General features: G+C 39.8%; 13 protein-coding genes. 4 read left to right on the top strand and 9 right to left on the bottom strand.

The window, feature by feature from the left end; translation table 11 throughout:
- Positions 1 to 74: 74 nt before the first annotated feature.
- Positions 75 to 803 (bottom strand): 30S ribosomal protein S2, encoded by a 729-nt coding sequence (rpsB, locus tag AAEU29_RS00690; protein WP_372770706.1) that lies wholly within the window; start codon positions 801 to 803, stop codon positions 75 to 77.
- Between the two features lie 308 nt (positions 804 to 1,111).
- Here rpsB and map point away from each other — a divergent pair, with 308 nt between their 5' ends.
- The 4 genes from map to AAEU29_RS00670 all read left to right on the top strand — a co-directional run bounded on the left by map (position 1,112) and on the right by AAEU29_RS00670 (position 5,872).
- Entirely contained in the window at positions 1,112 to 1,903 is a 792-nt protein-coding gene (gene map, locus AAEU29_RS00685; protein ID WP_372770707.1) for a type I methionyl aminopeptidase, read from the top strand.
- 11 nt (positions 1,904 to 1,914) lie between these two features.
- Positions 1,915 to 4,530: a [protein-PII] uridylyltransferase gene (gene glnD / locus AAEU29_RS00680; protein WP_421971639.1), complete on the top strand. Its 2,616-nt coding sequence runs from the start codon at positions 1,915 to 1,917 to the stop codon at positions 4,528 to 4,530.
- A 9-nt stretch (positions 4,531 to 4,539) separates the two neighbouring features.
- The gene (dapD, locus tag AAEU29_RS00675) at positions 4,540 to 5,367 is read left to right on the top strand and encodes a 2,3,4,5-tetrahydropyridine-2,6-dicarboxylate N-succinyltransferase (RefSeq protein WP_421971638.1); all 828 of its coding nucleotides are present in this window, start codon (positions 4,540 to 4,542) and stop codon (positions 5,365 to 5,367) included.
- 304 nt (positions 5,368 to 5,671) lie between these two features.
- Positions 5,672 to 5,872 carry a hypothetical protein gene (locus AAEU29_RS00670; RefSeq protein WP_421971637.1) on the top strand — a complete coding sequence of 67 codons (201 nt, stop codon included), beginning with the start codon at positions 5,672 to 5,674 and terminating at the stop codon, positions 5,870 to 5,872.
- Positions 5,873 to 5,898: 26 nt separating this feature from the next.
- On the opposite strand, the gene AAEU29_RS00665 is transcribed toward AAEU29_RS00670, so the two are convergent.
- The 8 genes from AAEU29_RS00665 to pspA all read right to left on the bottom strand — a co-directional run bounded on the left by AAEU29_RS00665 (position 5,899) and on the right by pspA (position 12,573).
- Positions 5,899 to 6,240 (bottom strand): 4a-hydroxytetrahydrobiopterin dehydratase, encoded by a 342-nt coding sequence (locus tag AAEU29_RS00665; RefSeq protein ID WP_010559688.1) that lies wholly within the window; start codon positions 6,238 to 6,240, stop codon positions 5,899 to 5,901.
- 13 nt (positions 6,241 to 6,253) lie between these two features.
- Complete coding sequence (phhA, locus tag AAEU29_RS00660; protein WP_421971636.1) at positions 6,254 to 7,051, bottom strand: phenylalanine 4-monooxygenase; 798 nt, start codon at positions 7,049 to 7,051, stop codon at positions 6,254 to 6,256.
- Positions 7,052 to 7,430: 379 nt separating this feature from the next.
- Positions 7,431 to 8,612, bottom strand: a complete 1,182-nt coding sequence (gene megL, locus AAEU29_RS00655) for a methionine gamma-lyase (protein ID WP_421971635.1) — start codon at positions 8,610 to 8,612, stop codon at positions 7,431 to 7,433.
- 125 nt (positions 8,613 to 8,737) lie between these two features.
- The gene (locus AAEU29_RS00650; RefSeq protein WP_421971634.1) at positions 8,738 to 9,769 is read right to left on the bottom strand and encodes a TIGR01620 family protein; all 1,032 of its coding nucleotides are present in this window, start codon (positions 9,767 to 9,769) and stop codon (positions 8,738 to 8,740) included.
- Positions 9,766 to 11,145, bottom strand: coding sequence for a YcjX family GTP-binding protein (locus AAEU29_RS00645; RefSeq protein WP_421971633.1), 1,380 nt, complete (start codon positions 11,143 to 11,145; stop codon positions 9,766 to 9,768). The genes AAEU29_RS00650 and AAEU29_RS00645 overlap by 4 nt, the downstream gene beginning before the upstream one ends.
- A 90-nt stretch (positions 11,146 to 11,235) precedes the next feature.
- Positions 11,236 to 11,646 carry an envelope stress response membrane protein PspC gene (gene pspC, locus AAEU29_RS00640; protein ID WP_274761819.1) on the bottom strand — a complete coding sequence of 137 codons (411 nt, stop codon included), beginning with the start codon at positions 11,644 to 11,646 and terminating at the stop codon, positions 11,236 to 11,238.
- Complete coding sequence (gene pspB / locus AAEU29_RS00635) at positions 11,643 to 11,876, bottom strand: envelope stress response membrane protein PspB (protein ID WP_274761820.1); 234 nt, start codon at positions 11,874 to 11,876, stop codon at positions 11,643 to 11,645. Before pspB ends, pspC begins: the two co-directional genes overlap by 4 nt.
- 31 nt (positions 11,877 to 11,907) lie before the next feature.
- A complete protein-coding gene (pspA, locus tag AAEU29_RS00630) occupies positions 11,908 to 12,573 on the bottom strand; it encodes a phage shock protein PspA (RefSeq protein WP_421971632.1) in 666 nt (221 codons plus the stop codon).
- Positions 12,574 to 12,713: the final 140 nt, after the last annotated feature.

The following is a 12,713-nucleotide window of genomic DNA, read 5'->3' as shown; positions in this document are numbered from 1 at the left end:
CGGGAGCAAGCTCCCCCTAATCATCAGAATATCAAGCTTTCTATGATACTTTCATGAAGGCTTGATAAGCGCTATTACTCAGCTTCTACGAAGTCGTCTTTTTCAGCTTGAACAGCGATGTTGCTTTCACGGCCTTCAACAGCCACGTCTGCTACAGCGTTAGTGTAAAGCTGGATAGCACGGATAGCATCGTCGTTACCTGGGATGATGAAATCAACACCATCTGGGTTTGAGTTAGTATCAACAACAGATACTACTGGGATGCCTAGGTTGTTTGCTTCTTTAATAGCAATGTGCTCGTGATCAGCGTCGATAACGAAGATAGCGTCTGGAAGACCGCCCATGTTCTTGATACCGCCAAGGCTCTTTTCAAGCTTTTCCATTTCACGAGTAAGCATTAACGCTTCTTTCTTAGTTAATTTTTCGAAAGTACCGTCTTGGCTTTGAGTCTCAAGGTCTTTAAGACGCTTGATTGACTGACGAACTGTTTTCCAGTTAGTTAGCATACCACCTAACCAACGGTGGTTTACGTAGTACTGGTCAGAACGTAGTGCAGCTTCTTTAACTGCTTCGCTTGCAGCGCGCTTAGTACCAACGAAAAGGATTTTACCTTTGTTTGATGCTACGCCTTTAAGGAAAGACATTGCTTCGTTGAATAAAGGTACAGTTTTCTCTAGGTTGATGATATGTACGCGGTTACGTGCACCGAAGATGAACGGCTTCATCTTAGGGTTCCAGTAACGAGCTTGGTGACCGAAGTGTACGCCAGCTTGTAGCATATCGCGCATAGAAACGTTTGCCATTTTTATATTCCTCTGTAATTTTGGGTTAGGCCTCCACATATCCCATAGCACCAACAGTTTGCTTAATTTAGCGCCCTGCACCCAAGTGTATGTGCCGATATGTGTGTGTGTTAAAAATTAAAGTTTAAGTGTATTCACTACAATCAACTTAAAAATCCCGAGGAAATTTAAATTTTAATTGTAAAAATACGGCGCGCTTTATACCATATTAACAATCAGAACTCAAATTTTATGAGTGATTTTCAGTCAAACGAACTAAGCAAATCGATGTCGTGTTTGACCATAATTTAAAGAATTTTGGAGCTTAAATGAGTGCAGTGATTAAAACCCCAGCTGAAATTGAAAAAATGCGAGTTGCTGGGCGCTTAGCAGCTGAAGTATTAGAAATGATTGAACCTCACGTTAAAGTGGGCGTGACGACTGATGAACTAAACCAAATTTGCCACGATTATATCGTAAACGAGCAAGATGCTATTCCAGCACCACTAAACTATCACGGTTTTCCAAAGTCAATTTGTACCTCAGTAAACCACGTTATCTGTCACGGTATTCCAAATGACAAGCCATTAAAAGATGGCGATATCATTAATATCGATATCACGGTAATTAAAGATGGTTACCACGGCGATACCTCAAAAATGTTTTACGTAGGCCAGCCATCAATTCAAGCAAAACGCTTATGTGAAATTACACAAAAAAGCTTATACCTTGCTATCGAAATGGTTAAACCGGGTGTTCGCCTTGGTGACATTGGCGCAGCAATTCAAAAATACGCTGAAGGTTTTAACTATTCAATTGTACGTGAATATTGTGGCCACGGCATTGGCGCTGAGTTCCACGAAGAGCCACAAGTAATGCACTATGGTAAGCCTGGTACAGGTGAGGTACTGCAAGAAGGCATGTGCTTTACGATTGAACCAATGGTGAACGTTGGTAAACGTCAATGTAAGCTGCTAAAAGACGAATGGACAGTAGTAACAAAAGACCGTTCATTGTCAGCACAATGGGAACACACACTACTTGTGACTAAAAACGGAGTTGAAATTCTTACGCTACGATCAGATGATGAGCTTCCGAGAGTGATCGAACATAGCGCATAAGAAGGCCATCAATGGCAATAACAAAAAAATTTACACAGTTGCTCGCAAAATGCGAGCAACTCGATGATTACAAACACCTTCTAGAACAATTTTACCTGTGGCTCGAAGAGCAATTTTCACATCAACCTGTTGAGCGTTTAGTTAAGGCGCGTGCACAGTTAATCGACGCGATTTTAAGTCGTCTCTATCATCAGTATCAATTGCAATCACATGGCGATTTAATTGCTATAGGCGGTTATGGACGCGGCGAATTACACCCATTTTCCGATATCGATTTTTTACTGCTGGTAAACAAAGAACCTAACAAAGAAACACAAGAGATTATTTCTCAGTTTGTCACCTTTTTGTGGGATCTTCGCCTTGATATTGGTCACAGTGTGCGCACCCTAAAACAAACTATCGAGCAAAAAAAGAGTGACGTAAATTTTGCCACCAGTTTACTCGAATCTCGCCTTGTTTGTGGCGATGAAGAAAACTACCAAGCTTTACAAAAAAAATTAATTGAAACATCTGCTTGGAAGTCTGATACGTTTTTTATTGCCAAGCGCGATGAGCAAGAGCTGCGTCATAAAAAATGCCATGGTACGGCCTATAATCTCGAGCCCAATCTAAAAGAAAATCCCGGCGGTTTGCGCGATGTACAAACCATTATTTGGGTGGCAAAAAAGCATTTTCGTTCGCAAACACTCGAAGAGTTGGTAGAACATGGCTATTTAACCTTTGAAGAGCACCAAGAGTTGCTCGAATGCATTGTTAACCTTTGGAATATTCGTTTTGCGCTGCACCTTGCCGCAGGGCGCATGGAAAACCGTTTACTGTTTGACTATCAACCAATAGCAGCAAAATTGTTAGGCTTTGGTGATGATGGACGTGCAGCTGTTGAGCGTATGATGAAGCGATTATTTCGCATTATGGGACGCGTGCGCGAACTTAACCAAATGCTGCTCTCTTATTTTGAGCAAAGCATTTTAAGCGGCCATGTAAATTACAAAGTCAGTGATATTAATAACGATTTTGAGCAAATTGGTCATCAAATTCGCGTTAAAGATCCGCAAGTATTTTTCCATCGCGAAAAGATTATTGAGCTGTTTTGGCATATTGCAGATAACCCACAAATTACCCATATTTACCCAAGCACCATTCGCCTTTTACGCCAAGTAAGGCGCCGTTTGCTTGGCGATTTACAGGATTATTCCCTTTGTCGTGCGATGCTGCTTAAACTAATTTCGCACCCAAATGGCATGGGGCGCGCCTTTACGTTAATGCACAAACACGGCATTTTATCGGCCTATTTACCAAACTGGCGTAATATTGTCGGGCAAATGCAATTTGATTTATTTCATGCCTATACGGTAGATGAACATACTCACCGTTTAATCCAAAATCTATATCATTATTTCCAGCCAGAGTGTGCCAATACGTTTCCTCTTTGCCGTGAAATTGTGGTGCGTATGGAGAAGCCAGAGCTGCTCTATTTAGCCGGTATTTTCCACGATATAGCCAAAGGACGTGGTGGCGATCACTCAGAGCTTGGTGCAGTGGATGCCAGAGAGTTTGCAAAACTCCATGGCTTATCTTCTTTTGAAGGCAAGTTTATTGCGTGGCTTGTTGAAAATCATTTACTTATGTCGGTCACAGCCCAGCGTAAAGACATCAACGACCCAGATGTAATTGCGGAATTTGCAGCAAGAGTTAAAAATGAAAAACAACTCGATTATCTCTATTGCTTAACCCTAGCCGATATTCGCGCCACCAATGATAACCTTTGGAATGACTGGAAAAGCACGCTTCTTCGTGATTTGTATGTTCATACACAGCGCGCGCTACGACGCGGACTTGAAAATCCAATGGACTTACGTGACCAAATTCGCGACAAGAAAGATCAAGCAAAACAACGTTTACTTAATTTAGGCTTTGCTGAAGAACAAATTGATACGCTATGGCTGCGTTTTAAACCAGACTACTTTACCCGCTTTACAGCACAAATGATTGCGTGGCAATGCGAACATATTTTAGCAGCCAAAGATCCTAGCAAAGGCATTGTTTTACTTTCAGGAAAACCCATAAATGGCGGCAGCCAAGTATTTGTTTATTGCCCTGATCAAGCCAATTTAGTTGCACGCTTGGTAGCGGTTTTAGGTGCCAAAAAAGCAAATATTTTGCACGCACAAATTATGAATACCAAAGATGGCTATGCGGTTGATAATTTTGTTATTTTGGAGCAAAACGGCGAACCTGTAACAAGTCAAAGTCGCGCTAGCTCTATCAAGAAGTCAATTCAGCAAGTCATTGATGAACCAAATAAAAAGCTTCGTTTAAAGAAAGATCGTAAAAAGCGCTTTAAAGATTTTAATATCAAACCGCGCGTTATTGTCTCGCAGCATGGCCGAAAGGACAGAACCCTTGTCGAAATTCAAGTGGTTGACATTCCTGGCTTATTAACCAAAATAACCGATGTATTTTCAAGTTTAGCGTTACATATCCACGCTGCGCGCATCACAACCATAGGTGAACGTGCAGAAGACTTCTTTGTGGTATCAAACGCAGACTATGACGCATTAAATGAACAAGAAAGTGGCGTGTTGAAAAACCGCTTACTTGAAAAATTCAATTCCGAAAACGATTAAAGGCACACCATGGAACATTTAAAATTAACCATCGAACAAGCATGGGAAAATCGCGACAATATTTCACCATCATCTGTTACAGATGAGGTTTTCAACGCAATTAACGAATCCCTCGCTCTATTAGATTCAGGTAAAGCACGTGTGGCTGAAAAAATCTCAGGTGAATGGGTTGTACACCAGTGGCTAAAAAAAGCTGTTTTATTATCATTTAGAATTCGTGACAACGCGCCAATGAGCGATGGTGTTAACCAATTTTACGACAAGGTACCACTTAAATTTACTGACTACACACCAGAGCAATTTAAGCAAGAAGGCATGCGCGTAGTACCAAATGCGGTAGCTCGTCAGGGCAGCTTTGTTGGCAAAAATGTGGTGTTAATGCCTTCTTATGTGAACATTGGCGCTTACGTTGATGAAGGCACAATGGTTGATACATGGGCAACAGTTGGTTCATGCGCACAGATTGGTAAAAACGTTCACCTTTCAGGTGGTGTCGGCATTGGTGGTGTTTTAGAGCCATTGCAAGCTAACCCAACCATTATTGAAGATAACTGCTTTATTGGCGCACGCTCAGAAATTGTTGAAGGTGTAGTGGTAGAAGAAGGCGCAGTAATTTCAATGGGTGTTTATATTAGCCAAAGCACGCGTATTTATGACCGTGAAACGGGCGAAACCCATTATGGCCGCGTACCAGCTGGCGCAGTTGTTGTACCTGGTTCACTGCCATCAAAAGACGGCTCACACAGCCTATACGCTGCAATTATCGTGAAAAAGGTTGACCAACAAACTCGTGAAAAAGTGGGTATCAACGCCCTTCTTCGCTCTGTTAGCGAGTAATTGTTTTAAAATTTAATTTTAAAGCGCCTAATGGCGCTTTTTTATTTTCTTCTCATTTAACTTATTGTTAAATTTACAACTATATGCTTTAGTATAAAAAAACTACTAAAATATTAAGTCAATGATTGCTTCATTCAGAACATTTTCTTTTCAAGAGTTATCTAAACCAACACTGACGTTTTACCTATTCTCTTTGTTATTATGTATTGGGTATTGGTTGTTAAATCAGCATTTAATTCTATCAACCTCTAACAGTAATTCATTTTCAAACCAAGTTTTCCAAACAAAAACCGTTCGAGTCGAAATGAAATATGCATTTTCAACTCTTGAAAAAACCATGGCAAAATTTAAACGTCCGGAAACGCTTGAAACATCGATCAATTGTTTTCAAAACGTATGTGATATTACATTTAAAAACAAGTATCGAGATAACTCTGAAGCGGCGATTTTGGCAGAATCCATTTATGAGTCTCTAATCCCAATACCAAAAAAGAGCGCTAATTAGCGCTCTTTTTGATTATTTAGAAGTGATTAATCTTCTAGCAGTGCATCTGTTTTCGCTGCACAAATAAAGTCATTTTTATGAAGACCTTTAATCGAGTGGCTCCACCAAGTAACCGTTACCTTGCCCCACTCAGTTAAGATACCAGGGTGATGACCTTCGTCTTCTGCCATTGCACCTAATTTGTTGGTGAATTCTAGTGCAAGTTTAAAGTTCTTGAACTTAAAAACACGCTCTAATTGCATAATGCCGTCAACCACAATTGGTGTCCAATCAGGAATTTGCTTAACTAATACAGCTAACTCTTCATCTGAAACTTTTGGTGCGTCAGCACGACACGCTTCACATTTTTGAGCACTTAATTCAGACATAATAAACCCTTTTCTAACTTGCTTTCTTTTGTTTAGGTGGAAATAGTGGCTCGTGGAGCCCTAGCGCTTTTGCTTTTTCAACAAGCGACATAATATCGAGCTGAGAAATATCAAATAAATCTTCAATCGCATTAATGGTGTAATACAACGGTTGCATAATATCGATGCGATAAGGCGTACGAAGCACATCAAGTGGCTCAAGCGGTTTGATTTGAGGCACATCTGAATACACATATTGTGTCTCGCCTGGGCTTGATAAAATACCGCCACCATAAATACGTAAACCATCTTTGGTTTGCATTAAGCCAAACTCTACAGTAAACCAGTATAAACGCGCTAAATACACACGATCTTTTTTCTCAGCAGCTAAGCCAAGTTGACCATATTTATGCGTAAATTCTGCAAACGCAGGGTGCGTTAGCATCGCGCAGTGGCCAAAAATTTCATGGAAAATATCTGGCTCTTGTAAGTAATCAAACTCTTCACGTGAGCGAATAAAAGTCGCCACCGGAAACTGTTTATTTGCTAGTAAACGGAAAAACTCATCAAAGTCGATAAGTGCAGGCACAGGTGCACATTCCCAACCCGTTGTTTCACGAAGTACTTTACTTACTTCTTCTAGCTGAGGAATACGGTCAAGCGGCAGGTTTAGCTTTTCTAAGCCATGCATATACTCATCACACGCTTTATTTTTTATACATTCTAATTGACGTGCGATCAGCTCTGACCAAATTTGATTTTCTTCGTCAGTCCAGTTGATAAACCCATTATCATCTGGCTGTTTAGAAATATAATTACTACTTTTGCCCATAAAATTTACTCTTTAACAGCAAGCAAGTCGCTTGCTTAAGCACAACATCCAAACGATTAATTATGTTATTAACTGTCGGATTAAGATGTTCTAGATGTTATGACAAAGTTACATAAAAGGTAATGATCATGGCTCTTTTGGAAATGCAGCACACACCTTAGTTTGTATCATTAAATTTACATAGGCGTATATAAAAATAAACAGCCTTATAAATTAAGGAAATTTACAACACCACAGTGTACAACTTTTATTACAAAAATATGATTTATGAACTTATTGCTTTGTTAATGAAGTGTTTTAGAAATTTTAAGCGCATACTTTTTTGAAAAAAAGAGACGCTTTGCGTCTCTTAACTTAGCCACATGTAAAGATAATTTAACTAGATTTGCTCAAGCGCTTGCGCTAAATCAGCAATAATATCGTCAGCTTCTTCAAGACCAACGGAAATACGCACAAGCCCATCTGAAATGCCCGCAGCTAATCGCTCCTCTTGTGTATAAGGCGAATGCGTCATTGATGCTGGATGTTGAATAAGAGTTTCGGCATCACCTAAACTTACAGCTAAAGTACACAGCTTAGTTGCATTGATAAACTGCGCTCCCATTTCAAGTGTGCCTTTTAATTCAAACGCAATCACACCACCAGCCGCTTTCATTTGCGTGCCAATAAATTTGTTACCTGGGTGAGATTTTAGGCCTGGGTAATATACTTGTTCTATTTTGTCGTGCTGAGCTAAAAACTCTGCCACTTTTTGTGCATTACTACAGTGTCTTTCCATGCGAACACTGAGGGTTTTCATACCTCGAATAATCAACCAAGCATCATGCGGGCTTATAGTTGCGCCGATATCTTTCAGTACAGTAAATTTAATTGTCTCAATGTGGTCTTTGCTACCACACACTAGACCAGCAACCACATCGCCATGGCCATTTAAGTACTTGGTTGCACTGTGCAGCACTATATCAATGCCAAAGTGCTTTGGTTTTTGCAAAAGTGGCGTCATAAAGGTGTTATCAATCACCGAAATTAAATTATTGCGTTTGGCAAAATCACCAATAAAGGCAAGGTCAATCACCACAAGGTTTGGGTTGATTGGAGTTTCAGCGAAGATCATTTTGGTATTTGATTTTAGTGCTTTTTCAACAGCGCTATGATCTTCCATATCAACAAACGTTACTTCGATACCAAACTTTGGCAACATGTGTGAAAACAACGCAAAAGTACAGCCATATACCGCTTTAGAGGCAATGAGATGATCGCCCTTTTCTAAAAAGCTAAGCACCGACGCAGAGACTGCTCCCATGCCCGTCGCTGTAGCTGCGCCATCTTCCATTTCTTCTAATGCCGCTATTTTCAGTTCTAATTCACGCGTAGTTGGATTGCCAAGGCGCGAATAAATATAGCCTGCTTCTTCGCCAGCAAAGCGCGCTGCGCCTTGCTCTGCGTTATCAAAAACAAAGGTGGATGATTGATAGATTGGGGTGCTTAAAGGGCCATGTGCATGATCATGCTGTTTGCCACCATGAATACATAAGCTCTTATCCGAAAGTTGTGATTTCATACTACTTGCTTAAATTGTTGTCATAATTATTAATTACATAATTAATGCACAACTGAAAAAACAACAAGCAAGCTAGATTGTTAGACGGCTAAAATTGTATACAAAAGCCCAAAAATGCGTAAAGTTTATTTTCCACTTTGGCTATTATCTTTTGTTTTAACACTGTCGATTGCAAGTTTAACGCATGATGTTAACAAGTTTTTCTTGCTAGGTAAGCCAGGTAACGGACGGCTTAATTCCATTGCTTTATAGCCAATACGTGCGGTAAAGATACTTACACTCACCCCTTGTGCTGCACGTGCAGATAATTTTCCTGCAAGCTCGGCACTGAGGGCTGTTGTGGCAAAATCGCTAATCAATTCGGCGCTGCCTGCAAACAGCATTTGTTTTAAGGTCATTCGATACAACTTTATGCGGCTAACATAGCCTAGCGGCAAACCATACACTTTGGTTATGTCTTCTATCATTTTAGTGCTGCGCCATAGCACCACTGCCATATCTACTAATGCAATAGGTGATATGGCTACCATCACCCCTGAAGTTGATGCGTATTTTTTAATGATATCTTGAGCCTGTTTATCTTGTTCTGCTAAAACAGTATTAGCATAAAGCGACATCACTTCTTTATCGGTATGGTGCTCATCTATTTGAGACAGCATCATCGCTAATTTTTCATTGCTTACATGCTGATTTATCGAGGTTATAAAATGTTTAGCTTCGCCAATTTGCACCGACTCCATCAAGCGCGCGCCAGCTAACTGTTGATTTTTTGTCGATTTAAGTTTGCGTAACAAAGTAAATTCGCGGAAAACAACCTTGCCTATCAAAGCAAGCGCCGTTGTTATTGCAATGCCGTAAACGCCAGCAAGTACAGGCGATGAATTTATTGCATCAATCAGTGAAAAAATCACTTCGCTAAATACTAAAACCATCAAAGATAAAACAAAAATTCGTCCAAGCCAATTTGGCTTAGAAGATGTAGCAAGGGCTTCAAGTTCGTTCTCAAATTGATGTTCATCTTCTAAAAGCTCAATTTCAGTCGGTTCAATCACCTTTCCTTGTTGTAGTGTTTCTACATTTTCCAAGATTGACTGTAATTGTTGATCTTGCTCTTCAGTAAATTGATTAATTACACGCCCTTTTTGCAATTCACTCATAGCACTTTATCCCCAATTAAATACTCAATGGCATGATCTAGCCTGACATGTTCAAGCGTGTTTTGTTTTGACAATAACGGATAAAAACTAGGAAACGAAAACCCATTCTCTGGCCATTGTTCTTCTGATAACAATCGCATCGGTGGTTGTGACGGCAAATAGGTAAGCAACTGCTCACTATCAACTGACTTACCAAAAATACAATTGAGCACTTGACCATTTTCAGTCACTTTAACCTGTTTGGTTGCCTTGACTGAGCTCATCGCCATGGTTTCAACGGTCACACCTTGGTAATTTAAATCATTTTGCGCATCAAGAATTAAGTTGTTTAATAGCAGCGCTAAATCTTTATGATGCTCAACACTTAAATGGTCAACTTTATTAGCAGCAAATAGAATTTTGTCTATTTTTGGGGAAAATAAGCGACTTAAGAAACCACTTTTACCGTAATCAAAATGTTTAAGTAACGACTTTAAAACATCACTTTGTTCCACTAATGCATCACGCCCTTTATCCAGCGCACCCAATAAATCAACTAAAATAATTTGCCTGTCAAAGCCACCAAAAAAGTTACTGTAAAAGGTTTTCACCACGTCTTTTTTATATTGTTCGAAACGTTGTTTTAAGGTGAATAAATAACTATTTTCAGGAGCATTTGCCAGTGTTTGGTGATCAATGGTTTTCACCGGGAAAAACAGCGTAATCGGAGCGTCTTCCAATTCACCCGGCATAATTAAACGGCCCGGTTGTAACTCTGTTAACTGGCATTGATTTTTAAATAGCAAAAGTAAATCACGGTATTCCAGTGCCAGAGCTTTTAACTGGCTGTAATCAACTTCTTGTGTCCAATCAAACTGATTAAGCTTTGCTAAAAATGCTTCACTATGCGGGTATCTTGGCGATTTTTTTAACAATGCAAATTGGCGGTTATTCCACTCTATAAATGACTCATCGAGCATGGGTAAGTCGAGCAACCACTCCCCAGGGTAATCAAAAATATCAATTGTCAGTGTGGCAACATCCGTTAAGTGCGAGCGCAAACCACTACTTGGCTTGTACTTCAAATTTAGTCGCAACGTATTCAACCGATTAGTGGATTCAGGCCATCTACCAGCCTGCAGTTCAGAGAGTGCATGCACATAATCAAACGTTGCTACACTTAAATCATCTTGACCAACTAATTTACCAGCTATAAAACGCTCTTGTTGCTGCAGTGAAAAAAATGGCATCTGACTTTTTGCGTTTGTCAGATGATGAATGAGTGATGTGATAAAGGCTGTTTTACCGCTTTTACTGAGTCCAGTAACCGCCAGCTTAACATGTTGATCTAATCCACGCTTAACCAGCTTTGTGGCTTTTGCACGCAATTTTTGCAATTGGTCTGAATGCTTAATAACCCTCTCCTTGCATATAAAACGGGTAAGTTATTTTCATAAACTTACCCGTTTCAATTGTTCGCTGAGTGACTATAGTTTGTTGATTTCACGGCTCACTGTAAACTCCGGTGAAGTAACGTACTTTTCCATCGCTTGTAAGCGGCCATCAATACGATCAAACTGTTCTTTCAAATCGTGTAGTGCACGACGTGGTGGTTCACCCGCTTGCCACACTTTCGATTTAACTTCGATTGGTCTTTCAGTATCAATCGTTTCGGTTTTACCTTGATGAGGTAAGGTTTCCGGCTTTACCTCCAAAATAAACCAACATGCAATATAAGCAACAATAAAGAATGGGCCACCGAGCAAGAGTACTGCTGAAATAAAGATAATCCTTACTAGCCACAGCTCCATATTGAAGTAATCACTTAACCCTGCGCACACACCTGCTAACTTGCCGCGTTTCGGGTCGCGATATAACTCACCTCTGCGTCTACTCATACTTTAGCCCTCCACTCAGGCGCCTCCGCATCTAAAATTGCTTCTAGCGTTTTAACGCGATCAGCCATTTTTTCTGCTTTATTTGCTAATTCAATTAGCTGGCGGTGCTCATGTTCGCTTAATCCTTGACTGACTTGTTTTTTGCTACGGTAATGTAGAATTAACCACAATGGCGCAACAAATATCATAAACAAGATTGTTGGAACTGCTATAACTTCAAACCCACTCATAGTGCCCTCCTGCTCTCCCAAGCTTTAATTATTACTTATCTTTTTTAGCCATGCTTTTCTTAAGAGCAGCTAGTTCATCATCAATTTTCTCTTCGTCTTGAAGACTTGCGATTTCATCGGATAATGACTTTTTACCCATTTCATACGATTCAATTTGTGACTCTAAGCCATCAATTTTGTTTTCGTAATGTTCAAAGCGACTTAACGCATCTTCAACTTTAGAAGAATCTAGCGCTTTTTTAACACCTAAACGAGATTCAGCAGAACGTTGACGAAGAATAATCGCTTTTTGACGTGCTTTTGCATCTGCAAGTTTGTCTTGCAGTGCAGCCACTTCATGTTGCAACTTTTCAATATGCTCTTCCACTTGAGCAAGTTCATGTGCAACAGCACTTGCCGCTTCTGTCGATTTTTTCTTTTCAACTAACGCTGAACGCGCAAGATCTTCACGATCTTTACTTAACGCAAGTTCTGCTTTAGCTTGCCAATCCGCAGCTTCTTGTTCAAGTTTCTCAACACGACGTGCTAATTCTTTCTTTTCAGCAATCGTTTTCGCTGAAGTTGAACGCACTTCTACAAGCGTGTCTTCCATTTCTTGAATAATCAGACGAACCATTTTTTCTGGATCTTCTGCCTTATCTAAAAGTGCATTAATGTTCGAATTCACAATATCTGCAAAGCGTGAAAAAATTCCCATAATACTTTCCTCAAATTTAAAATTTATGACTGACCGATATTACATTATCAAGATGCTTGCCAACTTTTAAATAACAACTAACCCAATGTTTTTAAATAGAAATATTTTGAAATATAAAAAACTTTAAACACAGTTAGAAT

The sequence above is a fragment of the Pseudoalteromonas aquimarina genome (assembly GCF_049257255.1).
Lineage (GTDB): Bacteria > Pseudomonadota > Gammaproteobacteria > Enterobacterales > Alteromonadaceae > Pseudoalteromonas.
This window is presented reverse-complemented; position numbering and strand designations above follow the sequence as displayed.